Consider the following 25,382-nt stretch of genomic DNA (forward strand, 5'->3'; position numbering starts at 1 on the left):
ACATGGCCCGATACCTCAAGGAACTGCTGTTGGTGCTGTATCTGGTGCGGGGGTACGACTATTACCTTGATCGTCTGCAGGCGCTGGGTTTTGGTTTCCCTACGCTGTTGTACAGCGCGATGTTCGTGGTGTTGGTGGTGGCGTTGTGGATGAGCGCGTACATCCGCCCGGCCCCGGTGCGGCATCTGTTCGCGCTGGTGATGTTTGTCTCGGCGGTGTTCTTCGAGGTGTACACCCGGGTCACCGACAGCTACCTGACCTACAGCCAGTTCGTGTCGCTGGTGTACTCCGGTGGGTTCATCCAGGAGGCGGCCTATCAGTACCGCGAAGTGATCATCAGGGCGGCGGCCGCTGGTGTGTTGCTGTTGTTGGGGATCGGACTCAAGCCTCGCCGACGGCTACCGTTGCCAGGCTTTCTGCCAGTTGCTGCGCCATTGCTTGGCGTGCTGTTGCTCAGTGCTGTGTTGTTCATGCGGGCGGGCGAGGGCGCGCGCGGGCTGCCGGTGATGTACACGCCGTTGGCCTATTTGAACCTGTTCATCTATGAGGCCCTGCACAACATCGTGGGTCCTCGGGAACCGGTGCGCATTGCGCAGCTAACTTCGGTCATCGAGCATGACATTGTGCTGATCATCGATGAAAGCGTCGCCGGAAACTACCTGGACATCAACGCGCCGTTCGGTGTGTACACCAGCCTGAAAATGCCACCTTCGGGCGTGGAGGTCATCAATTTCGGTTACGCGGCCTCCATCGCCAATTGCAGCGCCGACACGAATATCACCCTGCGTTACGGTGGTACTCGCGCCGACTACATACGTATCAACAGCACCCTGCCGTCGATCTGGCAGTACGCTAAAAAGGCTGGGTTGCGCACCGTCTACATCGATGCCCAACGCACCGGAGGCAACCTGCAGAACCTGATGACCGACCTTGAGAAACAGGACATCGACGAATTCATCCAATTCGACCAGGTCAGCGTGCGCGACCGTGACATGGCGGCGGCAGCGAAGTTGATCGAGTTGCTGGGCGATGACCACGCCGAGCTGGTGCTGATCAATAAGGTGGGCGCGCATTTCCCTGTGCACGACAAATACCCTGACGACTTCATGAACTACCGCCCGGCCTTGCCGCGAGGGCTGTTCCAGGAAGTGTCCGACACCGGCCTGCGTGACGGCTTCAATGGCCAGAAGGACGACTGGGTGTTGTACCGCAACGCCTACCAGAACACGTTGCTGTGGAATGTCGGTGAGTTCTTCAAACGAATCTTCCAGCAGGCTGATTTGAGTCGTGCCGTATTGATCTACACCTCCGATCACGGCCAGGACCTGCACGAGCGCGGCAACCCGGGGCTCAACACCCATTGCGACGGCGACCCGGTGGCGGAAGAGGGGCTGGTGCCGCTGGTGGTGATAGAGGGCGCGCAGTCGCACACCCTGGATTGGCAGCAAGCTTGGGCGCAGAACAAAGACCGTTCCAGCCACTACAACATCTTCCCGACGCTGTTGCAGTTGATGGGGTACGAGCCGGCCGGGATTGAAGCAATCTATGGCAAGTCCCTGAGCCAGCCGACCGACGACGCCTTCACCTTCAACTACCGCTTCAATGCACGGTTGGGGGCTGTGCCTGAATGGAAACACATCGACCTGAACCACATCGTCACACCGGGGCCGACGCAAGCGCAGATGGCGGCGGGGCAGTGATCCCTGTGGGAGCTGAGCTTGCTCGCGATAGTGCATCGATATTGGATGTGCCGATGCCCTCGCGGGCAAGCTCCGCTATCCTGAGCCTCATGTTTATCCATCGAGCCTTTCCATGCTTGAAGTGCGCGAAGTCTTCAAAAGCTACGTCACTCCCCAGGGCCCGTTGCCGGTGTTGCAAGGCATCGACCTGACATTGCCGCCCGGCAGCAGTCTGGCGCTGATGGGAGAGTCCGGCAGCGGCAAAAGCACCTTGTTGCATCTGGTCGCCGGGCTGGACAAGGTCGATGGCGGCAGTATCCGCAGTGGCCAATACCGACTCGACGGCATGAGCGAAAGCCAGCTGGCGAACTGGCGGCGTACGGAAATCGGTCTGGTGTTTCAGCAGTTCAACCTCATCAGCAGCCTGTCGGTGGAGGACAATCTGGCGTTCCAGGCGCGTCTGTGCGGGCGCTATGATCCTGTCTGGCAGGCCCATCTGGTGCAGCGGCTAGGGCTTGCAGACTTGCTGCGGCGTTATCCGGAACAGCTTTCCGGCGGGCAGCAGCAACGGGTCGCGCTGGGGCGGGCGTTGGCCTCGCGACCGCCCCTGTTACTGGCCGACGAACCTACCGGCAGCCTCGACGAAACCACCAGCGACGAAGTGCTGCAACTGCTGCTGGAACTGCTGGATGGCAGCTCCACCAGCCTGCTGATGGTGACCCACAGCCCCCGGGTGGCGGCGCGCCTGGCCCATCGGGTGGTGTTGCAGCGCGGTCGCCTGGCTGAAGTGGCCCAGGGTTGATGATCTTTCGGCAGACCCTCAAGGCGTTGCTCAGTCACTGGCGCCAGCACCCGGTGCAGTTTTTCAGCGTATTGACCGGGCTCTGGCTCGCCACCAGTCTGCTAACCGGCGTGCAAGCGCTGAACAGTCAGGCCCGGGACAGCTACGCCCGGGCCAGCCAACTGATTGGCGGCGAACCCCAGGCCAGCCTCAGTGCACCCGGCGGCGGCACGTTTGCTCAGCAATGGTTTGTCGATCTGCGGCGCCAGGGCTGGCCGGTGTCGCCGGTGTTGCAGGCGCGAGTGATGCTCGAGGGCCACGAGGAGCAGCGCCTGCAATTGATGGGGATCGATCCGGTGTCGCTGCCCCCTGGTGCGGCGCTGGTGGGGCAGGCGCGGGAGATGACCGAGGTGGTGGCGTTTTTCAGCGATCCCGGCCGCACCTGGATCGCCCCGCAGACGTTGCAAGCCTTGGGCATGGGCGAGGGTGATCGGCCCCGGACGGTCGATGGGCGATCCCTGCCGCCGCTGCACGCCCAAGTGGACATGGCGCCGGGCGTGCTGTTGATGGACATTGGTTTTGCCCAGCAGGTGCTCGGGTTGCCGGAGCAGCTGTCGCGATTGCTGTTGCCCGCCACGTTCAGTGCGGCGTTGCCGGAGGCATTCAACGGTCGGTTGCAACTCAAGCGCGCCGATGAAGAAAACAATCTGTCGCGTCTGACCGAAAGCTTTCACTTGAACCTCGACGCCCTGGGATTTTTATCCTTTGTGGTGGGGCTGTTCATTGTCCACGCTGCCATTGGCCTGGCCCTGGAACAGCGTCGTGGCTTACTGCGAACCCTGCGGGCCTGTGGCGTCAGTGCGCGGGTGCTGATCACCAGCCTGGTCTTCGAGCTGGGGGCGCTGGCGTTGCTGGGGGGCATCACCGGGGTGCTCAGCGGCTATTGGCTGGCGAGCCTCTTGTTGCCCGATGTCGCGGCAAGTCTGCGGGGCTTGTACGGTGCTGAAGTGCCCGGGCAGTTGAACCTCAGCCCGTGGTGGTGGCTCAGCGGCGTCGGCCTGAGCCTGCTCGGTGCGCTGCTAGCCGGGGCCGACAGTTTGCTGCGGGCCGCGCGTCTGCCCTTGCTGGCGCTGGCCAATCCCCAGGCCTGGCATCAGGCTCATGCGCGCTGGTTGCGACGCCAGGGTTGGGTGGCGACACTGGCCGGGGTGATCGCTGCGTCGGCGTTGATCTGGGGCGATAATCTGGCCAGCGGTTTTGTCTTGATGACGGCCTTGCTATTGGGGGCGGCGCTGGCCTTGCCGGTGTTGCTCAACAGCGCTCTGAACCTGTTGTCGTGTCGCAGCCGCTCGGTACTCGGACAATGGTTTCTCGCCGATTGCCGCCAGCAATTACCGACGTTGAGCCTGGCGTTGATGGCGTTGTTGCTGGCGCTGGCGGCGAACATCGGTGCCGGCAGCATGACCGCCGGTTTCCGCCAGACCTTCAGTAACTGGCTCGAACAACGGCTGACCGCCGAGTTGTACATCAATCCGCAAACCCCGGCCCAGGCGAACGAACTGCACGCCTGGCTCAAGCAGCAACCGGCGATCACTGCCGTCGTTCCCCTCTGGCAAATCTCGGTCCCGTTGCAGGGCTGGCCGACGGATATCCACGGCATCATCGATCATCCCCACTATCGCCAGCACTGGCCGCTGCTGGAATCGGCCGGCGACAAACCGTGGGAGCAACTGGCGGCCGCCGATACCCTCATGCTCAGCGAGCAACTGGCCCGACGCCTCAAGGTGAGCATCGGCGATCAGTTGACCCTGCCGACGCCGCAGGGGCCATGGTTGCTGCGCATCGTCGGGATCTACGCCGACTACGGCAATCCCAAGGGGCATGTGCTGGTCAATGCCGATCACTTGCTGGCGCACTGGCCGAACCTGACACCGAACCGTTTCAACCTGCGTATCGATCCGCCCGCGATCCCGGCGCTACTGACAGCGTTGCAAGGCCGCTTCAGCCTGGATGACAGCCGCATCGTCGATCAAGCCCGGCTCAAGGGTTGGTCGACCCAGGTGTTCGAACGCACCTTCGCCGCCACCGCCGCCCTCAACAGCCTGACCCTGGCGGTGGCCGGGGTGGCGTTGTTCATCAGCCTGCTGACCCAGAGCCAGAGTCGCCTCGGTCAGTTGGCGCCGCTATGGGCGCTGGGCGTGACGCGCCGGCAGTTGATGTTGCTCAATCTCGGCCAGACCTGGTTGCTGGCACTGCTGACCCTGGTCCTGGCGTTGCCGCTGGGCATCGCCCTGGCCTGGTGCCTGGACGCGGTGATCAACGTGCAGGCCTTCGGTTGGCGCCTGCCGCTGCGGGTGTTCCCGTTGCAATTGGTGCAGTTGCTGGCCTTGGCGATGCTCGCCACGCTATTGGCATCGGCCTGGCCGCTGTACGCGTTGTACCGAACGCAGCCGGCGGATTTGCTGAGGACCTTTGCCCATGAGGATTAGTGTCTGCGTGTTGTTGCTGGCGTTGCTCAGTGGTTGTGATGACTCGGCCCCTGCGCAAAAGGGCTTTGCCGGTCTCGGCGACCAGGCTGTCGCGTTCACGCCGGTTGTGCCGGGGCGGCTGTTCAGTTTCCCGGCCGACCATGGTCTTCATGAAGGTTTTCGCATCGAGTGGTGGTACGTCACCGCTAATCTCAAGGATGCCCAAGGCCGTGATTTCGGTGTGCAGTGGACGCTGTTTCGCAGTGCCTTGGATGCCGCGCCCCAGGCCAGCGGCTGGCGCAACCAGACGATCTGGCTCGGTCACGCTGCGGTCACATCCGCCACCGTGCACCATGCCGCCGAGCGTTATGCCCGAGGTGGGGTAGGGCAGGCCGGGGTGCAGGCGGTGCCCTTCAATGCCTGGATCGACGACTGGCAATTCGGCACCCGGGTTTCAGGGGCCGAGCCGTTGGCGGACATGCAGTTGAAGGCTCGCGACCCGCGCTTCAGCTATGCGTTGCGGCTCACATCGAGCCGGCCGCTGGTGTTGCAGGGCGATCAAGGTTTCAGCCAGAAATCCGAACAGGGGCAAGCGTCGTACTACTACAGCCAGCCGTTCTTCCAGGCCAGCGGTGAATTGGAGATCGACGGCCGGCGTTACGCGGTCAGCGGCCCGGCCTGGCTCGACCGCGAATGGAGCAGCCAGCCCCTGACCGCCAACCAGACCGGTTGGGACTGGTTCTCCTTGCACCTGGACAACGGCGAGCACCTGATGCTCTACCGCATGCGCCACAAGGACGGTGCGCCGTACCTCACGGGCACCTGGATCGACGCCCAGGGCCAAGCGCAAACCCTGCGCGCCGGGGAAATCAGCCTGCAACCCCTGGACACCGCCAAGGTCGCCGGGCGCTCGATGCCGGTAGGCTGGGCCATCAAGATCCCCGGCAAGCAACTCGACATTACTGTCCACGCGCTGAATCCCAATGCCTGGATGAACTTGCGCATCCCCTACTGGGAAGGACCGGTGCAACTGCATGGCAACCAGGGCGGCACGGGTTACCTGGAAATGACCGGCTACTGAGAATCATTGGAACTCCCCGCGAACGTCGCCCCTCATAACTTATGAATGTCTCGCAGGAGCCCGTCATGAGCGATGACCTCAAACTTGCGTCGCTGGCCGATTGGCAGCGATTGTTCGACGACAAGGCCTACTGGCAGCAGTCCCCCGACGCTCACTTCACCGAACTGATGCGGCTGGCCAATGATCTGTTCGGCCTGGGCGCCATCGACCTGGCGCAGTGGCAGGCCCTGAAGACCAAGGCCGAGCAACTGCACCAACGCTCCCCGGACGCCAACGTCGCTGAAGAAGTCGCCGACCCCGACGCGTGATCCAAACCTGAAGGATTCAAGGAGTTCGCCATGAAGCACAGCCCCGACCAAACGCCGCAGAACCCCGACGAGCCGGCGTTGCCCGGTGAAGTGGAACGCGATAACGATGCCTTGCGGCCCAATGACCCGGCCAAGCGCAAGCAACAGCACGGCGATCCTGAGGCAGGGGATACCGATGCGCAGAAAACCGGTCGGCGTGGCTGAAGTGAGTCACACGGGGTATTAAAAGATTTTTTTAATGACTGTTTAAACTTGCAACGACGTGTTGCGAATAACGTTTGTACTTATTCATCGTTTTGTATAACTGTTTGTACAGCTAATACATAATGCCCATTCAAACACAAACCCCTGGCGAGGATGCATGCTCCCGTCGGGCTCTATGGCGAGTGGCCGTTGCGCGCGGGATGCCCACCCAGCCGAGTGGGAAGTGCTCTCGTCACGGCGCACTGTAATTGTACAAGCGGCTGGGGGGGCTCAGTTGTGAACAGTTGTAACGATGAATAATTATTTAAACAGGCTCACGGACATATTCTAAAAGTTCGATTATTATTGTGCCCGTTCGCCCAGTGTCAGGCTCTTTACCAGTGCATGGATTGCCGAGGCCATCGCACTGGGCGAACACCATCCTGAATCAACCCCCATCGATTGTTTTCAACTGCACATTAGTCAGCGGAGTTGGCCGATGCATGGACGGCTGCTCCCGATTTAACCGACCACGGGCGAACGCCAGTCATCGGAGCCCGAGGTGCCGCTGACTTCGTGAGTCCAGGTGATCTTGCGATAGGTGAAGTGCACGTCTTCGAGATGGGTGAAGTGTGTGTTCGCAGGGTCCTGGCAGTTGAGCATGTAGTCCTTGATATCGACGATGAGCGCGTCTTCCAATGTAGTGGTGTAGTAGTGCTCCTGGGTGCCGGCGGCCGAGGTGCGGTACCACTGGATCTTGACTTCGGTCAGGCGTTCGCCGCTCGTCAGGGCGGCCAGCAGCAGTGGCGAGGCCTTGTCGAATACCTTGGTGATGATCAGGGGTTTGTGTATGCGCTGACCAGTTGGCTGACCGGACTGAGGGTCGAGAGGGATTGTCACTTGGTGTTCGAAGGCCTGCACCATGACTTGGTCTTCATGACCTTCTTGATAGGTGTTGCCCACTGAATCGGCGGTAAACGCACCGGCAGTGATCAGACCTTGTTTGGTGCCTGTAACGGATATGTACGCGGGGGTAGCCAATGGATGCTCTCCTTCCTGGATAACTATGGGCCTGGGACGGGAATCGCCCCGAGGTGGCCTGACGATTATCAAGAGCTATGCCATTTTTAAAAAAACGATAAATATCAAATAGTTGAACAGATTATTGGCGATTATTTCCCTCAGCCAAGCAAGAAAGCGCACAAAGGTTTGCCCGGCGCGTTGCAGCTCTTTGTGGCCTGAGCAAACACCGCGAAAGCCAGGCAAAGTGGCCGATGTAGGCGTGCTACGCAACACGCCTGGTCATGCAGCTTTTTGCCGTTTTATCCTTCGGCCTGTTCCTACAAGCCCAATGTGGCCCTGCACTCATCGATAGAGCGCTGTTGAGTCTGGGCATACAACCCCAGCTCATCAATGGTCGCTCCCCCCAACGCCTCTTCAAAGGCCTGGCGGTTGGACTGCCCGGCGTAATGGCTCTGGGCGGCATCGCCGAGGTTCGACTGGAAGATACCGGCAGCGCTGACTGGCAGGAAATCCTCGTACACCAAAGGTTCGGCGCGCAGGTATTGCTGCGCGAGCAAGTGCTCCAGGGACGCCGCTTGCCCGAGGGTGCCCTTGGCGGCGAGGCCCTTGGGCGTCACGAAATAGCGAAAGTAGGCCAATGCTTGTCGGCGCAGCTCATCGTGGTTGTCAGGGAATTCGACAAAGTGTTCGCTCATCAGCCGGTTGTAGCGTTCGGCGTTGGCTTCGTTGGGAAACTCCCCCAGCGCATCCCGCGCGGCGTTCAGCAATCGGTCGTAGAGCGCGCGGCCCTTGGGCGTGAGCGCGGCGCCCCGTTGTTCGATTTCGCCGAAGCGGGCGCTGTGGCTGCCCTGGGCTTGTGCCTGGTCGGTAAAGGCGACGGGTTCGTCCAGTGCCTTGAAACTGGTCTGGCGCAGCAGGATCGGGCACTGCCGACGGGGTGGACCTTCGATCACGGCCTTGGGGGTAATGCCGTGCACGGGCATCCGCGCCTGAACGATGTCGATGTCCAGGGTGCGCGGCGTCAGGTGGTTGATGTGCGGGCCCTTGAACGCCACCACGTCGGCGATCAAACGATGTTGGGCGCTCAATTGCCGGTACTGTTCGGCGGTGACCGTGGCGCTGTGGTGCCAGCGAAAGGTTTCCAGGGCCTGTAGGACGAAGTCCTCGGCCTGGGCTTCGGTCAGGCCACCCTGGCGTTCGGCCAGGTCAATGAGCTCAAGGGCGCTGGGGGTGAAGATCTGCCGTTTGGCCAGCACCGACTCGGCAAAGGCCCGAAGCTCGGCATTCTCGATCAGTTCCAGGCGCAGCAGCGAGGTAAACACCCGGAACGGGCTGACCTGCAACGCGCTTTCGTGCACGGCGCGGAAGGCCGTGGAATGCACCGGCACCCCGGCCGGCGTGAGGTCGTAGTAGCCCACCGGCTGCATGCCCATGACCGCGAACAGACGCCCCAGGGTCGCCAGCTCGGCGGCGGTGCCAACGCGAATCGCGCCGTGGCGTTCCAGGTCCAGGCGTTCGAGTTCGCCGGTGCTGCGCAGGTGTGCGGCCAGGGCCGGGTCTTCGGCCAGCACCTGGGCGTTGGTGTGCTCCACCAGCTTCATCAGGGCGCCATACAGTGGCACCTCGTCGCGGTACATGTCGGACATCGCCCTGGAGAAGCGTTGGCGGATCAGGTCGGGGCTGACGAAGCTCATCGTGAGAATTCCTGGCGAGGGCTGTGGGAAAGTTGGACGAAAGATCGCAGCCTTCGCCGGCCCCGGCAAACGAAGAATCTTCAGGACTTCATTCTGCCAGGGACTGATCCACCAGCTCGATCCAGTGTCGTACGGGCGTGCGACCGGCGCCGTCGAGGTGGTTCTGGCAGCCGACGTTGGCCGTGACAATCAGCTCCGGCTGGCCGCTTTCCAGCGCGTTGAGGCGGTTGTCGCGCAACTGCCGCGCCAGGGCCGGCTGGGTCAGCGAATAGGTGCCGGCCGAGCCGCAACACAAATGGCCGTCGGGCACCTCGGTGAGGTTGAAACCCAACCGCGTCAATAGCGCTTCGATGCTGCCGCCGAGTTTCTGTGCGTGTTGCAAGGTGCAGGGGCAATGCACGGCAATGCGCTGGTTCCTGGCCGCGCAGATCTGTTCCAGCGGTTCCTTGCCGAGTACCTGCACCAGGTCCAGTGCTCGTTCACTCACCTGTCTGGCCTTGGCGGCGTAGGCGGGGTCATGTTCCAGCAGATGCCCGTAGTCCTTGATGAATGCGCCGCAGCCGCTGGCCGTCTGGACGATGGCTTCAGCGCCGTTCTCCAGGTGCGGCCACCAGGCGTCGATGTTACGTCGGGCACGGTCCAGTCCGGTGGCTTGGGCATCGAGGTGATAATCCAGCGCACCGCAGCAGCCGGCCTCTGCACAGGGGATTACGCTGATGCCAAGCCGATCCAGTACCCGCGCTGCCGAGGTGTTGGTGTTGGGCGAGAGGCCTGGTTGCACGCACCCTTCGAGCATCAACACCGTACGCCCATGTCGAAGCGGTGGGCGCTCGCTACGGGCAGGGGAAGGGCGGGGCAACTTGGCGCTCAGGTTCGTCGGCAGTAATGGACGGAAGATCGCCCCAAGACGCAGCAGGGCCTTGAACCGCTCGGGGCTGGCCGCCAGGCTTCGCAGGCCCAGGCGCAGTGCGCGTTGGCCAGCGGGGCGCGGTATGGCCTGATCGACCACTGCCCGGCCGATGTCCAGCAGGTTGTGGTAATCCACGCCGGACGGGCAGGTGGTCTCGCAGTTGCGACACGACAGGCAGCGATCCAGGTGCAGTTGGGTGCTGGCTGTCGCCGGCTGGCCTTCGAGCACTTGCTTGATCAGGTAGATGCGCCCTCGCGGGCCGTCCAATTCATCGCCGAGCAATTGGTAGGTGGGGCAGGTGGCATTGCAGAAACCGCAATGCACGCAACTGCGCAGGATCCGTTCGGCTTCTTCGGCGCGGGGCAGATTTTTGCTTTCCTCACTGAACCGAGTCTGCATGCTAGATCTCCGGGTACATCCGGCCAGGGTTGAACAGCCCGAGCGGGTCGAGCTGGGCCTTCAACTGCCGGTGATAGCGCAGCAGCGCCGGAGCCAGTGGCTGGAACGGTGTATCGCTGGCACCCTGACGATAGCAGGTGGCATGGCCGCCCACTTCATGGGCCAGGGCTTGCACCGTGTCGGCCTCGGTTTTCAACCAGCGCTGCGCGCCACCCCAATCGATCAATTGCGCGCCGGGCAGGGCGAGCGGGCCGGTATGGTTGGGCAACGACAGGCGCCACAGTGGCAAGCCCTCATCGAAGAATGCCAGCCGATGCTCATTGAGTGCCGTCCAGTATCGATCGTCGATCACCTCGCCCCCGAAACGTTGATGAGCGGCGCTGACCGAGCCTTCGCCCCCCTCCAGGCGCATGTGCAAACAGCTGCCGTCATGGCTGGCGGCGCTGATGGGCAACGGTTGTCGACCCCATTCGGCGAGTTTCTGCAGCGCTTCGGTGCTGTCCAGTTCCAGGCGGATGCTCAGGCTGTGACGTGGCTTGGGCAGGACCTTCAAGGACACTTCGGTGATCACCCCCAGGCAACCGAAACTGCCGGCCAGCAGGCGCGAGAGATCATAGCCGGCGACATTTTTCATCACCTCGCCGCCGAAACGCAGCAACGTGCCGTGACCACTGATCAGGCGCGTGCCGAGGACGAAGTCGCGCACCGAACCGGCCCACGGGCGACGTGGCCCCGATAGTCCGGCAGCGACCATGCCGCCGACCGTGGCGTCGTCGCCGAACGCCGGCGGTTCGCAGGGCAGCCGCTGTCCGGCGGCGTCGAGGGCGGCGAGCAGTTCCCGCAATGGGGTACCGGCACGGGCCGTGACCACCAACTCGGTCGGGTCGTAGTGGACGATGCCACGATGCACGCGGGTATCCAGCACTTCGCCGGCCACTTCGCGCCCCAGGAAGGCCTTGCTGTTCGAACCCTGGATGCGCAGTGGCGTGGTATTGGCCCGTGCGCGATTGACCTGTTCGAGTAGCAGGTCGCTGGCGTCCTGGTCGGCTTCGCGGCTCATCAGAAACGCTCCAGTTCAGGAAATGGCAACTGCCCGCCATGGATGTGCATGGCACCGAACTCGGCGCAGCGGTGCAGGGTGGGAATGTTCTTGCCGGGGTTGAGCAGGCCTTGGGGGTCGAACGCCGCTTTTACCGCGTGGAACAGGTTCAGTTCGTCGCTGTTGAATTGCGTGCACATCTGATTGATTTTTTCCCGGCCGACACCGTGCTCGCCGGTGATGCTGCCGCCCACCTGGACACACAATTCGAGGATTTTCCCGCCCAGGGTTTCGGCGCGCTCCAGTTCGCCGGGCTGGTTGGCATCGAACAGGATCAGTGGGTGCATGTTGCCGTCACCGGCATGAAAGACATTGGCCACCCGCAGGCCATGCTCGGCACCGAGGCTGGCGATGCGCTGCAGTACCTCGGGCAAGGCCCGGCGCGGGATGGTGCCGTCCATGCAGTAATAGTCCGGCGCCAGGCGACCGACCGCCGGGAAGGCGTTCTTGCGCCCGGCCCAGAACCGCAACCGCTCGGCCTCGTCCCGCGCCTGGCGGACCTCGGTGGCGCCGGCCTGCTCCAACACCTGGCGGACCCGTTCGCAGTCGTCATGGACGTCGGCCTCGACGCCGTCCAATTCGCACAGCAGGATCGCTTCGGCGTCCACCGGGTAACCGGCATGGATGAAGTCCTCGGCGGCGCGGATCGCCAGGTTGTCCATCATTTCCAGGCCGCCGGGAATAATGCCGGCGGCGATGATGTCGGCCACTGCACGGCCGGCCTTGTCCACCGAATCGAAACTGGCCAGCAGCACCTTGGCGACCTGGGGCCGGGGCAACAGCTTGACCGTCACTTCGGTGATCACCCCGAGCAAGCCTTCGGAGCCGGTGAACAGCGCCAGCAGGTCCAGGCCCGGTGAATCCAGGGCTTCGCTGCCCAGGGTCAGGCGTTCGCCTTCGATGGTGAGGATCTCCAGCTGCAACAGGTTGTGCACCGTCAGACCGTATTTGAGGCAGTGCACGCCTCCGGCGTTTTCCGCGACATTGCCGCCGATGGAACAGGCGATCTGCGACGAAGGATCTGGTGCGTAATACAGCCCGAACGGCGCCGCCGCCTGGGAGATCGCCAGGTTGCGTACACCCGGCTGAAGCCTCGCGGTGCGGGCGTCGGGGTCAATGTGCAGGATCTGGTTGAACCGCGCCATCACCAGCAACACGCCGCTCGCCAGGGGCAAGGCGCCGCCGGATAGACCAGTTCCGGCGCCCCGGGCGACCACCGGGACGTTCTGCCCATGGCAGAGCTTGAGCAGCGCTTGCACCTGCTCGACACGCCTGGGCAGCACCACCAGCATCGGCGTGGTGCGATAGGCTGACAAGCCGTCGCATTCGTAGGGCTTGAGGTCTTCCTCTCGATGCAGGATGTCCAGGTCTGGAATCTGTGCCTGCAAGGCTTGAAGCAGGGCTTGCTTGTCCACCTTCGGCAAGGGACCGTCGAGGTGTTCGTCGTAGAGGATGTTCATGAAAATCGATACCCCTCAGTTGCCACGAATCCCGGTGGGAGCGAGCTTGCTCGCGATGGCGGTGTGTCAGCTTGAATCAGTGTTGGATGTATCGCCGCTATCGCGAGCAAGCTCGCTCCCACATGATTTACATTGCCGTCATTGCCCCAAGCCCTTGAGAAAGTCCCGGTACAGCGCCGCGGTTTTCCCCGGTCGTTCGACCATGGGCATATGGCCGATGCCGTCCCAGATCTCCACCCGCAGGTCGGCGATGCCCTTGCTCCACACCGGCACGCTGCTCACGTCGATCAGCCGGTCCTTGCGGCCCCAGAGCAGCAAGGATGGGGCGCGGATGTCGGCCAGGCGCGGCTCCATCGGCGGGCTGGCGCGAAAGTCGACGAAGATCTCCGCCAGTTCATCGCGGCGCTGTTCGTAACGTTCGGCCAACGCCGCCAGCACCACGCTGGGTACCCAGGGCGGGGAGGCCATGGTCATGGCGTAGAATGGCGCGAAATCATCCCGTGAGTCGACGAGGAACGGGTTATGCCCGGCGGCCAGGTGGCGCTCCATGTCGCTTGCCTGGGGAGCGGTGACGCCGGCCGGATCGATCAGCGCCAAGGTCAGTACGCGCTCGGGCGAAGTGGCCGCCAGCCAGGCGGCGAGGTAACCGCCCATGGAATTGCCGACCACATGGACCTTGTCCAGGCCACAGGCGTCGAGCAACTCGATCACCCGTCGGGCCTGGGTCGGGATGTCATAGCCGCCGCCGGCCTTGAAGCCGGTTTCGCCATGGCCGGCCAGGTCGGGCACCACCACCCTGTAGTCGCCGACAAAATGCCGGGCAAAACGCAGCCACAGATTCTTGTCGGCGCTGTAGCCATGCAGCATCAGGATGCTGCCGGACGCTTCATATGGCCCGCCTTGCCAGGTCGACACGGTCATCTCACTGATGGGGACGGTGATCTTGTGCAACCGGTAGAGCCGTGCTTCCAGCGCCGTGCCCATGTCGTACAGCACATGACCGATGCCTGGATACGTCAACCAGCTCCAGGCGATAAACACGGCAAGGACTACCCACAACACCAGCATGTTTTGCCCTCCATGGGTCAGGACAGAATGAGTTAAGTGAAGCTGAAACCCGGGCATATCGCGATGACAGGGCCGCTTTTGCTTTGATACCAACCATGACAGCCGCCTGATGAGTCATGTATAGCCAAGATCTGTGGCAGGGCGGGGCATTTGAAGAAGAATAAATACCCCTTCATTCACGGATGTCTATTGGGTGCTGCCCTGATAGACGCCAGGCAACCCCGCTGACCTGGGAAGCTCGCGATGCAGAGGTTTCCAGGCAAAGCCACTTGCGGCCACGGGGCTGAGATGGCCACCTGCTGTCTAGAGCCTTGGGTCATTGTCGGGTAGGGTGCCTGTGGCACTCTTTCGATACGGAACAAGGATGAAATCATGACGATGACCGCTCTTCGCACTCGCCTGGCCGTCAGTCTCGGCCTGAGCCTGGCCCTTGGCGCCTTCGCCCCCATGGCCTTTGCGCAGCCCCACCAGCAAGTCCTGGTCGATGCCGAGCAATACAAGGGCGAAGCCCTGAAGCTGTTGGAACGGCTGGTGAATATCGACTCCGGCTCCGGGTATGTACCGGGGCTGAGCCAGGTCGGTGACATTGCCATCGACGAATTGAAGAAGCTGGGCGCCACCATCGAGAAGGTGCCGAATTCGGACGGTACCCAGCACATCCTGGCGACCCTCAAGGGCACCGGCAAGGCGAAGATCCTGCTGATGGCCCACATGGACACGGTGTTCAAGGAAGGCTCGGCCGCCGAGCGTCCGTTCCACATCAAGGACGGTCGCGCCTATGGGCCGGGGGTGATGGACGACAAGGGCGGCATCGTAGCCGGTATCTACGCGTTGAAGATCCTCAAGAACCTCGACTTCAAGAATTACGCGCAGATCACCTTCCTGCTGGATGCCAGCGAAGAAACCGGCTCGGACGTGGCCACCGACCTGATCAAGAAAACCGCCAAGGCCCATGACGTGACCCTCAACCTGGAACCGGGTCGCCCGGCTGATGGCTTGGTGGTTTGGCGCAAGGGCAGTGCCACCGCGCTGGTGGAGGTCAAGGGCAAGGCGTCCCACGCCGGTGTCGCGCCGGAACTGGGGCGTAATGCGGCGATGGAAGCCGCGCACCAGATCCTGCAGCTGGGCAAGCTCGGCGACGCGGAAAAGAAAACCACCATCAACTTCACCGTGCTCCAGGCTGGCGACCGGACCAACGTGATCCCCGACCGGGCTAGCGCCAAGGCTGACGTGCGGGCGGCGGTGCCGGAGGAGTTCGACCGCATCGAAAAAGACCTGGCGCGGGTGTCGCAGGACAAATTGATCGCCGACACCGAAGTCACCACCAGCCTCAAGCGCGGCCTGCCACCGATGCCGCAGACGGCGGAGTCGGATCGATTGATGGCCATGGCCCAAGGGATCTATGGCGAACTGGGGCGCAAACTCACCGAAGAAGGCAGCGGCGGCGCGGCGGATGCCAGCTTGTCGGCCGGGGTGGGTACGCCGACGCTGGATGGTTTTGGCATTGTCGGTGGCAACATCCATACGCCGGAGGAATACGCGGAGGTTGAGAGCGTAGTGCCAAGGATTTATCTGTTGTCGCGGATGATCATGGAGTTGGCGGGGCGCTAATAGTCAACCAGGCACAAACCGTCGGGGCAAAGGCAAACCTGTTGTGGGAGCAAGCTTTGCTCCCACAGGCCTCTGGTGTGCTCCAGAGGCGGTGAGTCGGTTAGCGCGGGTCGATGTTATCCAGCGCCCGGTTCGCCAGCAATCCGCTCAGTTCGATCAACTGCTGGATGCCCAGGGCAATGTGTCGCCTCGGGCCTTCCAGGTCGAAGGCCAGATTGCTGACCATGGCATTGGCCGAGGCCAGGTTTTCACTGAGATTGGCGAGCAGGGATTCGGTGTCGACGCCGTTGACGACCGTGAAGAGTTGGCTTGGATCAGGCTCGGGTTTGTCGGGTTTGGGTTTGAGGTAGTAGTCGAGGGCGCGGTCAGCGGCTTCGTCGAATTCTTTTGAGTTGTGGGTCGTTGGATCGGAATCCGGCGGGTTGGGTGTTGCTTTGAACATGGATGAAACTCCTTGGTTATTGGAGCCGCAACCTTTTGCTACCAAACATTAGGTGGCGGCTATACGCAGGTTGGTAGACCGGGTACCAAGGCAAACCCAGCGCGCCACAAGGGCGCCCCGCGCACAGCCGCCATAATAAATATGCCGGAGCTGTGCGCCTTAGTTTTACCCGGGCTACCAAACCCGATCGCTGATCTGTCAGCGACCGGAAAACGATAGAGCCGGGCCTCCAGGCGCACAAGCCGGCGGATTCTGGCGTAGTTGTAGGCAATGGCGCAAGGCGACTTGGCTTGTTCCTACATCGAAGTTAGCGGGATAAACAACAAGCTATTGTGGCGAGGGGATTTATCCCCGTTGGGCTGCGAAGCAGCCCTAAAACCTGACAGTGAGGTATCTCAGATAGATTGCGTAGCGCCTTTGGGGGCTGCTTCGCAGCCCAACGGGGATAAATCCCCTCGCCACAAAAAGCGGGTTCGTCTTTTGATGGCGGCGTTGCTAGTAAACCCAAACTTCCACCCGCCGATTCCTGATCCGCCCTCCATCTTCATTATTGGCCGCCACCGGCATCAGCGCACCGAAGCCGCGCACTTCGCGCAGGGTCACCCCGTACTTGACCAGTTCACGTCGCACCGCCATGGCCCGCAGTTTGGACAAGAGATCCGCCCGCGCCGGGTCGTCCTTGGCGTCACCGAAACCCACCAGCGTCACGCGCCGCTCGGTCTTGCCGTGCTTCTGGATATAGTCGAGCACCCGGCCCAGATCCTGATGAGCCTTGTTGTCGAGGTTGGCACTGCCTTCTTCGAAGCGAAAATTCACGCTCAGGCGTTGGGCATGACGACTCAGGGCCTGGTAACCCTCGGGCATCAGTGCATTGGGGGTGACGGCCATGGCCTGGACGGTCTGGGCGATGAACCCATTGGCCGCGACGATGGCCTGGCCCTGGTCGCTTTGGGTGAACTCGACCAGCGCCGTGGCCCACGGGTTGGTTTCCCGGGGCGGCAGGTAGAAGAACAGCCGGCGGGACAAGGGATAGTCTTCGGTGGCGATCAGGTGGTTCAACGGCAACATGGGTTGCGAGTCGCCGTCGACAATCGCCAGCGCCTTGGCCTGGCGTATGTAGGGCAAACCGATGAAACCGATGCCTTGCGGGTCCTGGCTGACCGCGTCGGACAACTGTTCGCTGGATTCGAAGCGCCGCGCTGAAGGATCCAGCCGTTTTCCCTGGCGGCTGAGCACCAGCTCCTTGAAGGTATCGTAGGTGCCGGATTGTTCATCGCGGGCATACAGATGAATCGCCCCGCCAGTAACGCCCACTGCCTCCCAGGTTTTCGCCTCGCCACTGAATATCCGTGCCAGTTGCAGGGTATCGAGCTGACGTAGCGGGTTCTGCGGATGAAGAATAATCGCCAGGCCATCAATGGCGATGACCTGCTCGGCGGTGGGACTTTTCAGGTCGCCCAGGGACGACAGTTCCTTCAGCTCACCGTCCTTGATCGGTCGCGAAGAGGCGGCCAGGTCGGCGTTGCCCTGCTTGAGGGCGGCGAAACCGGTGCTGGAGCCGTGAGCCGCGATGTCCACTTCTACCCGCCGGCCGTCGACGGTCTGGCCGACGATGCGCTGCTCGTTGTCGCGACCGGTGATTTCGCTGCTGACCCTGAGCAGCCCCTGATCTTCCATCAAGCCCCTGACCAGGGCCGGCTCGAGCGCCGCGCCGATGGTGTTGGAACCTTGGAGGCGCAGGGCCGGGCCCTGTTCGGGAATGGGCAAACTGCCGGCCGATGCCATGGACGGTAACCAGAGGCCGATGAAACAGACAACGCGCAGCCGCATGCCGACACCTTCTGAACCCGAGGAAGTGCCGGAAGATTAAGTCAGTCAGGTTACTGAAAGGTGACAGGGTTGCGACTTGTCAGGCGCGGCAGGGCAATGGGGTCGCAGAATCAGAAAGTTTCTGTGGGAGCAAAGCTTGCTCGCGATTCAGGCGGCACGGTTCAACTGCAGGACCGTGTCATCGTTCATCGCGAGCAAGCTTTGCTCCCACAGCGGTTTGGTGTGACGCGGTCAGCTCAACTGCAGCCAGATCGGCGCGTGGTCCGACGGTTTTTCCATGCCCCGCAGCTCATAGTCCACCCCGGCGTCCTTGACCCGTGGCAGCAGGCCGTGGGAGGTGAGGATCAGGTCGATGCGCAGGCCGCGCTTGGGCTCGTCTTCGAACCCGCGGCTGCGGTAGTCGAACCAGCTGAAGCGGTCGGTGACGTCCGGGTTCAGGTGGCGGAAGCTGTCCACCAGGCCCCAGTTTTTCAGGCGGGCCATCCACTCGCGTTCTTCCGGCAGGAAGCTGCATTTGCCGGTCTTCAGCCAGCGCTTCATGTTGTCCGGGCCGATGCCGATGTCGCAGTCTTCCGGGGAAATGTTCACGTCACCCATCACCACCAGCGGCTGATCGTTGCTGAAGCGGCTTTCCAGCAGTTGCTGCAAATCGCTGTAGAAACGCTCCTTGGCCGGGAATTTGGTCGGGTGGTCGCGGCTTTCACCTTGTGGGAAATAGCCGTTCATGATGGTCACCGGTACGCCGTTGGCATCGGCGAAGGTGCCCCAGATGAAGCGCCGCTGGGCGTCCTCGTCGTCGCCCTCGAAGCCTTTGTACAGGCTCAGCGGCGCCTGGCGGGAGAGCAGGGCGACGCCGTAGTGGCCTTTTTGTCCGTGGTAATGCACGTGGTAACCCAGGGCCTGGATTTCGGCCAGGGGGAACTGTTCGTCGTGGACCTTGGTTTCCTGCAGCCCGATCACATCCGGCTGGTGCTTCTCGATCAGCGCCGCCAGCTGATGGGGACGGGCGCGCAGCCCGTTGATGTTGAAGGAGACGATCTTCATGGTCGGCTGTCCTGGCAAAACTGCGATGCTAGCTGACATGTGGGAAGGGAGCCAGCGTGGCAGTAGGACAAATGCGCTGCTAATGTCCTGTGGGTGTAGGAACGATCGCAACCCAATCGGGTTCGTACTCAATAAGAGCTGGGCCTCACCGAGCCTCGCCCCAGGAGATCCAACGCCATGCCTGAAACCGCCATCGCCGACGTCCATATGCTCGACAGTGGTTATTCCCGTGAAGCCCGTTCGTTGTTGTACCAGGCCTATCGCCATGAGCCTACCTTCAGCTACCTGTTCGAATCCGAGCGTCCAGGTTATGAACAGCGGGTCCGGGCCACGGTGCGTGAGTTGGTCAAGCAGCATTTTCTCCAGGACCTGCCGGCCATTGGCCTGCTGGTCAACGACCGCCTGATCGGCATCGCCCTGATCGCCCCGCCGCAGCGACGCCTGGGTATCACCGAAAGTTGGGCCTGGCGTCTGCGCATGGTCTTGAGCACCGGTTTTCGCTGCACCCGACGCTACTTGGAATACCACGCGGCGGTGTTGGCCTGCCTGCCTTCGGATGCAGTGCATGTACTGCCGCTACTGGGGGTGCACCCACAGTTCCAGGGCAAACATTTCGGTGAACAGTTGCTTGAGGCGGTCCATAACTGGTGTGCGGTGGACGAGCATTCCCAAGGCGTGGTGCTGGACACCGGCAACCCGCGTTACCTTGAGTTCTATAAGCGCCAGGGTTACGAGGAAATTGGTGAAGTTGCTGTAGGACCGATCCGCGAGCATGTGTTCTTCCACGCCAACCCGCAGGTTCTGCAAAGCGCAACGGCATAGTCGGCCGAACTTTTGCGAAATGTCCGGCTCTATCAGGCACCTACGCTCGTGATAGCATCCGCGCCATGAACCTCCCAGGAAGAATGACCGGTGGCGCGCTTTTGCTGTCCCTCAGCTGCGCGGCACTGGCAAACAGTGAGTTGGAAGTACGAGTCCAGCCGTCCAACGATGAACTCAAGGCCAACGTAGAAGGTTACATCGGTGGCTTGGGGGATCGTGACGAGGAGGCCTTGCTGCGCTTCAGTCGCGGCGCCGAGGAGCAGGCGCGCAAGGCCGCCCAGGCGCTGGGCTACTACCAGCCGCAGATCGACAGTGAGGTCAAGGGCGGCAAGGACCCACGCCTGGTGCTGACCATCGACCCGGGCGAGCCTGTGCACTTGCGCAATGTCACCGTGCGCATCGATGGCCCGGCGGCGTCGCTCAAAGCCTTTCGCGTGCCCAGCAACGCCGCCCTCAAGCCTGGCGCGGTGCTCAACCATGGTCGCTATGAAGATGCCAAGCGAGTGATCCAGAACCAGGCCTCGCGCTATGGTTTTTTCAGCGGACGCTTTACCCGGCAGAAACTCTTGGTGGACCCCCAGGCAGGCATCGCCGACATTGAACTGGTCTACGACAGCGGCCCGCGCTATGCCTTGGGCCCGGTGCGCTTCGAGGGCGACACGCCATTCGACGAAGAGCTGCTACAGCGCATGGTGCCGTTCAAGGCCGGCACGGCGTACGACTCCGAACTCATCGCAGAGCTCAACCAGGCCCTGCAATCGAGCGGCTATTTCGAAGGCGTGCGCGTGGATGCCGCGCCCACCGCCGCCACCGATAACGTGATCCCGGTGGCGGTCAAGCTCGACACGCGCAAGCCGCGGACCATGGGCCTGGGCCTGGGTTTTTCCACCGACGTCGGCCCGCGGGCGAAAGCCAACTGGACGCGCCACTGGGTCAACCCCCAGGGCCATAGCTATGGCTGGGAAGCGGAAGTGTCGGCGCCCCGGCAGAACGTCGGCCTGTGGTACGACGTGCCGCTGGACCCGCCGCTGACCGACAAGATGCGCTACGCCGGCGGTTATCAATATGAAGAACTGGCCGGCACCGACAGCCTCAGCAAACTGCTGACCGTGGGCCCGGAATGGCACAGCAAGTTGCCCAGTGGCTGGCAGCGGGTGGTGTCGCTCAAATGGCAGCGCGAGGAGTACCGCCTCGGTGACGATGCGGGCCTGAGCACGCTGCTGATGCCGGGCGTGAGCTATTCCTACCTGCGCAGCGACAACCGCATCGATCCGCACAACGGTTACCGCTTGCAGTTCGACACCAAGGTCGCCAAGGAGGGCCTTGGTTCGGACAACAACCTTTTATATGGCACCGCCATGGTCAAGGGCCTGACCACAGTGTTCGACAAGCATCGGCTGCTGGCTCGGGCGCAGATCGGCGGCAGCGCCACCAATGGCTACAGATCCATCCCGCCGTCCCTGCGCTTTTTCGCCGGTGGCGACCAGAGCGTGCGCGGTTATGACTACCAGAGCCTGTCGCCGGAAAACTCCGAGGGCGACCGTATTGGCGGTCGCTACATGGTCGCTGGTAGCCTCGAATACCAGTATTCAATCGCGGAAAAATGGCGGCTGGCGACGTTCGTCGACCAGGGCAACTCGTTTAACAGCCTTGAACTGCCGAGCCTCAAGACCGGCGTGGGTGTTGGCGTGCGCTGGGTATCGCCGGTGGGCCCGATCCGCCTCGACCTGGCCCATGCGATGGACGACGACGGCGGTATCCGATTGCACTTTTCCATGGGGCCTGAGCTGTGAAGCGTGGTGTGAAAATAACGCTGCTGGCGGTTGCCGGGGTGTTGCTGGCACTGGTGCTGGCCTTGAGCGTTGTGTTGGGCACGGCATTCGGCAGCCGTTGGGCCCTCGGCCTCGTGCCGGGGCTGAGCGTGGAGAATTTCCAGGGCCGCCTGGGCGGGCAGTGGAGCGCCGATCACCTGTTGTGGCAGCAGGACGCCAGTCGCGTGGAGGTGGATCGGCTGATATTCGCCTGGTCGCCGCTGTGCCTGGCACGCATGACCCTCTGCATCGAACAGCTCAAGGCTGACCAGGTCGCCTTGCAATTGCCAGCCTCTGCCGATGAACCGAGCAGCGGCCCGATCAGCTTGCCGGACCTGGACTTGCCGTTCGCTATCGAACTTGGCGATGTGCAGGTCGGCAGCCTGTCGTTCAACGGCAGCGAGCAGCTCAAGGGCCTGCAATTGGTTGCCCATTGGACCGCCGAGGGCCTGCAGATCGATTCGGTGCAATTGCAGCGCGACGAGTTGAGCCTGAAACTGTCCGGCTTGCTGAAGCCGGGCGGCGACTGGCCGTTGAGCGCCGAGGGCCGGTTGACCTTGCCAGCGCCGGGCGCCACGCCCTGGGCCCTGGACCTGAAAGTCGACGGCAACCTGCTCAAGACCCTCAACCTCAAGGCCGGCAGCAGCGGTTACCTGCAAGGCCAGTTGACCGGTGAACTGCAACCGCTGGCGGACAACCTGCCGGCCAAGGTGCGTATCACCGCCGACGGCTTCAGGGCGAGTGCCGATCTGCCAGACACTTTGTTGCTCAACCAACTGGAATTGACCGGCGAAGGCGACCTGAAAAATGGCTATCGACTGCTCGGCAAGGCGACATTGCCCGCCGAGAAAGGGCCGGTGGCGTTGTTGCTGCAAGGCAGCGTGGACGCCAATGGCGCACAGATCGCCGGCCTGGATCTTGATGCCGGCGATCAGCGAAGCCTGAAACTCAGCGGGCAATTGGACTGGCGCGAAGGCCTGCGCGCCGAGGCGAAAGTCGCCTGGCTGGATTTCCCCTGGCATCGCCTCTATCCGCTGATCGACGAGCCGCAGGTGACATTGCGCAGCTTCGACGGCGAAGTCTCCTACACCGATGGCAAATACCTGGGCAACTTCCAGGCCGCACTGGACGGCCCTGCCGGGGCCTTCAGCCTGGACAGCCCGTTCAGCGGCGATCTGAGGCAAATCCATTTGCCGCAACTCAAGCTCGCGGCGGGGCAGGGCAAGGCCGAAGGGCACCTGAGCCTGCAATTTGCCGATGGCATTGCCTGGGACACGGCGCTGCAACTGTCGGCCATCAACCCGGCGTACTGGCTGGGCGAATTGCCTGGGACCCTGGCCGGGCCGTTGCGCAGCAAAGGGGCGATGAAGAACGACCATCTCGAGCTCGATGCGGACCTGGATCTCAAGGGCAAGTTGCGTGGCCAACCGGCGCTGTTCCAGGCCAAGGCCAGCGGCGCCGGCGAGCAGTGGAACCTCAGCGCCCTGGACATCCGCCTGGGGGACAACCGCATCAACGGCACCGGCAGCCTGCAAGAAAAACTCACTGGCCAGATCGATATCAAACTCTCGCGCCTGGCCCAACTGTGGCCGCAATTGCGCGGCCAAGTCGTCGGCCGTGTCGATGTGGCCGGCACGCTCAAGGCGCCCCAAGGCAAGCTCGGCCTGCAAGGCACGCAACTGGCGTTGCAGGACAATCGCCTGCAAAGCCTGAACCTCGATGCGACGCTCGACAGCGCCCAGCGCGGCAAGCTCGATCTCAAGGCCAGCGGCATCCGCGTCGGCGAGACTTCGCTGGGCGTGCTGACCGTCAGCGGGCAGGGCGACATCAAGCAACAAAAGCTCAACCTGGACCTGCAAGGGCCACAGCTCGACACCACCCTGGCGCTCGATGGCACGCTCGACCAGGGCAATTGGCGCGGACGCCTGGCCAGCGGCGACGTGGAGGCTGGCGGTCAAGCCTGGCGCCTGCAAGCCCCGGCGAAACTGGAGCGCCTGGCCGATGGCACCCTCAACGTCGGTGCTCATTGCTGGCGTTCTGGCGAGGCCAGCCTGTGCGGTGAAGATCAGCGGCTGATGCCGGAACCGAAGCTGCGTTATCACCTCAAGCAATTCCCCATCGAAAGCCTGGCCCAGTGGATGCCCAAGGATTTTGCCTGGCAGGGCCGGCTCAACGCGGACCTGCAACTGGACTTGCCGGCCAGCGGCCCGAATGGCCGGATCCTGGTGGACGCCAGCGGCGGTACTTTAAGGATCCGCGACAAGGAGCAATGGCTGGACTTTCCATACCAGACCCTGACGCTCAACAGTCGCCTGACCCCCAGGCGCATCGACACCGACCTGAATTTTGTCGGCACCAGGCTCGGCGAACTGATGCTCCAGGCGCAGATCAACCCGCTACCGGCCAGCAAGCCCCTGAGCGGTTCGTTCCGCCTGAGCGGCCTGGACCTGTCGGTGGCCCGGCCGTTCGTGCCGATGGTGGAAACCCTCACCGGGCATCTGAGCGGCAGCGGGACCCTGGCCGGTGGTTTGCTCGCGCCCCAGGTCAACGGCAACCTGCTGCTCAGCGACGGCGAGGTGTCTGGCCCGGAACTGCCGGTCAGCCTTGAGGCCTTGCAGGTGCGGGCGATGATTGCCGGCGAAACGATACGGCTCGACGGCGACTGGAAAAGTGGCAAGAGCGGGCAGGGCCGCTTGAGTGGCACTGTCGGTTGGGGCGACGCCCTGACCATGAACCTGGCCCTCAGGGGCTCGCAACTGCCGGTCACCGTCGAGCCCTATGCGGTGCTCGACGTGGCGCCGGACCTCAATATCACGATGCACGGCGAGCAGCTTTCCATTGCCGGCAAGGTGCTGGTGCCCAAAGGTGAGATCACCATCCGTGAACTGCCGCCGTCCACCGTCAAGGTTTCCGATGACACCGTGATCGTCGGCCACCAGACCGAGGAGGGCAAGGCGCCGCTGGCCATGGCGATGGACATTGATGTGATCGTCGGCCAGGACAAACTCGCGTTCTCGGGGTTCGGCCTGACGGCCAATGTGCAAGGCCAGGTTCACATCGGCGACAACATGGATACCCGCGGCGAGCTCTGGCTCAACGACGGTCGCTATCGCGCCTACGGGCAACGATTGACGGTGCGCCGGGCGCGACTGCTGTTCGCCGGCCCCATCGACCAGCCCTACCTGGACATCGAAGCGATCCGCCAGACCGACGACGTGATCGCCGGCATCCGCTTGAGCGGCAGTGCCGAGCAACCGACCACGCAAATCTTCTCGGAGCCGGCCATGAGTCAGGAGCAGGCGTTGTCCTACCTGGTGCTGGGCCGACCGCTGAGCACCACCGGCGAGGACAACAACATGCTCGCCCAGGCGGCGCTGGGCCTGGGCTTGATGGGCAGTTCGGGGGTGACCAGCAGCCTGGCCAACAACCTGGGCATCGATGATTTCCAGCTCGACACCCAGGGCAGCGGCAATGCCACCAGCGTGGTCGCCAGCGGCAACCTGTCGGAAAAGCTCAGCCTGCGCTACGGCGTCGGCGTGTTCGAACCGGCCAACACCATCGCCCTGCGCTACAAGCTCAGCAAGAAGGTCTACCTCGAAGCCGCCAGCGGCGTGGCCAGCTCGCTGGACATCTTCTACAAGCGCGATTTCTAAACCCTCCCTGAATCCT

The 25,382-nt window shown here is 62.7% G+C and carries 19 protein-coding genes; 10 read left to right on the forward strand and 9 right to left on the reverse strand.

Features of this window, described 5'->3' with window-relative positions:
• Positions 1–2: 2 nt before the first annotated feature.
• The 6 genes from DTP52_RS18570 (at position 3) to DTP52_RS31215 (ending at position 6,521) form a co-directional block, all read left to right on the forward strand.
• The gene (locus tag DTP52_RS18570; RefSeq protein WP_109754653.1) at positions 3–1,700 is read left to right on the forward strand and encodes a sulfatase-like hydrolase/transferase; all 1,698 of its coding nucleotides are present in this window, start codon (positions 3–5) and stop codon (positions 1,698–1,700) included.
• Positions 1,701–1,812: 112 nt separating this feature from the next.
• Complete coding sequence (locus DTP52_RS18575; protein ID WP_109754654.1) at positions 1,813–2,481, forward strand: ABC transporter ATP-binding protein; 669 nt, start codon at positions 1,813–1,815, stop codon at positions 2,479–2,481.
• Positions 2,481–4,949 (forward strand): FtsX-like permease family protein, encoded by a 2,469-nt coding sequence (locus DTP52_RS18580; protein WP_109754655.1) that lies wholly within the window; start codon positions 2,481–2,483, stop codon positions 4,947–4,949. The genes DTP52_RS18575 and DTP52_RS18580 overlap by 1 nt, the downstream gene beginning before the upstream one ends.
• The gene (locus DTP52_RS18585) at positions 4,939–6,009 is read left to right on the forward strand and encodes a lipocalin-like domain-containing protein (protein WP_109754656.1); all 1,071 of its coding nucleotides are present in this window, start codon (positions 4,939–4,941) and stop codon (positions 6,007–6,009) included. Before DTP52_RS18580 ends, DTP52_RS18585 begins: the two co-directional genes overlap by 11 nt.
• A 65-nt stretch (positions 6,010–6,074) precedes the next feature.
• Positions 6,075–6,317 (forward strand): hypothetical protein, encoded by a 243-nt coding sequence (locus tag DTP52_RS18590; RefSeq protein WP_109754657.1) that lies wholly within the window; start codon positions 6,075–6,077, stop codon positions 6,315–6,317.
• Between the two features lie 30 nt (positions 6,318–6,347).
• Positions 6,348–6,521, forward strand: a complete 174-nt coding sequence (locus DTP52_RS31215; protein WP_162893849.1) for a hypothetical protein — start codon at positions 6,348–6,350, stop codon at positions 6,519–6,521.
• A 501-nt stretch (positions 6,522–7,022) separates the two neighbouring features.
• Here DTP52_RS31215 and DTP52_RS18595 read toward each other — a convergent pair.
• The 6 genes from DTP52_RS18595 to DTP52_RS18620 all read right to left on the reverse strand — a co-directional run bounded on the left by DTP52_RS18595 (position 7,023) and on the right by DTP52_RS18620 (position 14,153).
• Positions 7,023–7,541 (reverse strand): Hcp family type VI secretion system effector, encoded by a 519-nt coding sequence (locus tag DTP52_RS18595; protein ID WP_109754658.1) that lies wholly within the window; start codon positions 7,539–7,541, stop codon positions 7,023–7,025.
• Between the two features lie 299 nt (positions 7,542–7,840).
• Positions 7,841–9,217, reverse strand: a complete 1,377-nt coding sequence (locus DTP52_RS18600; protein WP_109754659.1) for a VOC family protein — start codon at positions 9,215–9,217, stop codon at positions 7,841–7,843.
• An 88-nt stretch (positions 9,218–9,305) separates the two neighbouring features.
• Positions 9,306–10,526, reverse strand: a complete 1,221-nt coding sequence (gene glcF, locus DTP52_RS18605) for a glycolate oxidase subunit GlcF (RefSeq protein WP_109754660.1) — start codon at positions 10,524–10,526, stop codon at positions 9,306–9,308.
• A 1-nt stretch (position 10,527) separates the two neighbouring features.
• The gene (glcE, locus tag DTP52_RS18610) at positions 10,528–11,586 is read right to left on the reverse strand and encodes a glycolate oxidase subunit GlcE (protein ID WP_109754661.1); all 1,059 of its coding nucleotides are present in this window, start codon (positions 11,584–11,586) and stop codon (positions 10,528–10,530) included.
• On the reverse strand, positions 11,586–13,085 hold the full coding sequence (gene glcD, locus DTP52_RS18615; protein WP_109754662.1) for a glycolate oxidase subunit GlcD: 1,500 nt from the start codon (positions 13,083–13,085) through the stop codon (positions 11,586–11,588). Before glcD ends, glcE begins: the two co-directional genes overlap by 1 nt.
• A 138-nt stretch (positions 13,086–13,223) precedes the next feature.
• Positions 13,224–14,153 (reverse strand): alpha/beta fold hydrolase, encoded by a 930-nt coding sequence (locus tag DTP52_RS18620; protein ID WP_109754663.1) that lies wholly within the window; start codon positions 14,151–14,153, stop codon positions 13,224–13,226.
• Positions 14,154–14,525: 372 nt separating this feature from the next.
• On the opposite strand from DTP52_RS18620, the gene DTP52_RS18625 reads away from it, so the two are divergent.
• Positions 14,526–15,764, forward strand: coding sequence for a M20/M25/M40 family metallo-hydrolase (locus DTP52_RS18625; protein WP_109754664.1), 1,239 nt, complete (start codon positions 14,526–14,528; stop codon positions 15,762–15,764).
• 100 nt (positions 15,765–15,864) lie between these two features.
• Here the strand turns inward: DTP52_RS18625 and DTP52_RS18630 are convergent, their stop codons facing one another.
• From DTP52_RS18630 to xthA, 3 genes are all read right to left on the reverse strand, one after another.
• Positions 15,865–16,206, reverse strand: coding sequence for a DUF6124 family protein (locus DTP52_RS18630; RefSeq protein WP_109754665.1), 342 nt, complete (start codon positions 16,204–16,206; stop codon positions 15,865–15,867).
• 495 nt (positions 16,207–16,701) lie between these two features.
• On the reverse strand, positions 16,702–18,036 hold the full coding sequence (locus DTP52_RS18635; protein ID WP_109754666.1) for a substrate-binding domain-containing protein: 1,335 nt from the start codon (positions 18,034–18,036) through the stop codon (positions 16,702–16,704).
• Between the two features lie 231 nt (positions 18,037–18,267).
• Entirely contained in the window at positions 18,268–19,080 is an 813-nt protein-coding gene (xthA, locus tag DTP52_RS18640; protein WP_109754667.1) for an exodeoxyribonuclease III, read from the reverse strand.
• 177 nt (positions 19,081–19,257) lie between these two features.
• Here xthA and DTP52_RS18645 point away from each other — a divergent pair, with 177 nt between their 5' ends.
• From DTP52_RS18645 to DTP52_RS18655, 3 genes are all read left to right on the forward strand, one after another.
• A complete protein-coding gene (locus DTP52_RS18645; RefSeq protein WP_109754668.1) occupies positions 19,258–19,902 on the forward strand; it encodes an N-acetyltransferase in 645 nt (214 codons plus the stop codon).
• Positions 19,903–19,967: 65 nt separating this feature from the next.
• The gene (locus tag DTP52_RS18650) at positions 19,968–21,695 is read left to right on the forward strand and encodes an autotransporter assembly complex family protein (RefSeq protein WP_218278358.1); all 1,728 of its coding nucleotides are present in this window, start codon (positions 19,968–19,970) and stop codon (positions 21,693–21,695) included.
• Entirely contained in the window at positions 21,692–25,366 is a 3,675-nt protein-coding gene (locus DTP52_RS18655) for a translocation/assembly module TamB domain-containing protein (protein WP_109754670.1), read from the forward strand. The genes DTP52_RS18650 and DTP52_RS18655 overlap by 4 nt, the downstream gene beginning before the upstream one ends.
• Positions 25,367–25,382 lie beyond the last annotated feature (16 nt).

This window comes from Pseudomonas sp. 43mfcvi1.1 (assembly GCF_900115935.1).
GTDB lineage: Bacteria > Pseudomonadota > Gammaproteobacteria > Pseudomonadales > Pseudomonadaceae > Aquipseudomonas > Aquipseudomonas bijieensis.

Coding starts and splice junctions, on each gene's coding strand:
- DTP52_RS18650 (WP_218278358.1), top strand. CDS start 19,968: ATGAACCTCCCAGGAAGAATGACCGGTGGCGCGCTTTTGCTGTCCCTC.
- glcF (WP_109754660.1), bottom strand. CDS start 10,526: ATGCAGACTCGGTTCAGTGAGGAAAGCAAAAATCTGCCCCGCGCCGAA.
- DTP52_RS18630 (WP_109754665.1), bottom strand. CDS start 16,206: ATGTTCAAAGCAACACCCAACCCGCCGGATTCCGATCCAACGACCCAC.
- DTP52_RS18575 (WP_109754654.1), top strand. CDS start 1,813: ATGCTTGAAGTGCGCGAAGTCTTCAAAAGCTACGTCACTCCCCAGGGC.
- DTP52_RS18570 (WP_109754653.1), top strand. CDS start 3: ATGGCCCGATACCTCAAGGAACTGCTGTTGGTGCTGTATCTGGTGCGG.
- DTP52_RS18645 (WP_109754668.1), top strand. CDS start 19,258: ATGCCTGAAACCGCCATCGCCGACGTCCATATGCTCGACAGTGGTTAT.
- glcE (WP_109754661.1), bottom strand. CDS start 11,586: ATGAGCCGCGAAGCCGACCAGGACGCCAGCGACCTGCTACTCGAACAG.
- DTP52_RS31215 (WP_162893849.1), top strand. CDS start 6,348: ATGAAGCACAGCCCCGACCAAACGCCGCAGAACCCCGACGAGCCGGCG.
- DTP52_RS18635 (WP_109754666.1), bottom strand. CDS start 18,036: ATGCGGCTGCGCGTTGTCTGTTTCATCGGCCTCTGGTTACCGTCCATG.
- DTP52_RS18625 (WP_109754664.1), top strand. CDS start 14,526: ATGACGATGACCGCTCTTCGCACTCGCCTGGCCGTCAGTCTCGGCCTG.
- xthA (WP_109754667.1), bottom strand. CDS start 19,080: ATGAAGATCGTCTCCTTCAACATCAACGGGCTGCGCGCCCGTCCCCAT.
- DTP52_RS18600 (WP_109754659.1), bottom strand. CDS start 9,217: ATGAGCTTCGTCAGCCCCGACCTGATCCGCCAACGCTTCTCCAGGGCG.
- DTP52_RS18590 (WP_109754657.1), top strand. CDS start 6,075: ATGAGCGATGACCTCAAACTTGCGTCGCTGGCCGATTGGCAGCGATTG.
- DTP52_RS18620 (WP_109754663.1), bottom strand. CDS start 14,153: ATGCTGGTGTTGTGGGTAGTCCTTGCCGTGTTTATCGCCTGGAGCTGG.
- glcD (WP_109754662.1), bottom strand. CDS start 13,085: ATGAACATCCTCTACGACGAACACCTCGACGGTCCCTTGCCGAAGGTG.
- DTP52_RS18585 (WP_109754656.1), top strand. CDS start 4,939: ATGAGGATTAGTGTCTGCGTGTTGTTGCTGGCGTTGCTCAGTGGTTGT.
- DTP52_RS18580 (WP_109754655.1), top strand. CDS start 2,481: ATGATCTTTCGGCAGACCCTCAAGGCGTTGCTCAGTCACTGGCGCCAG.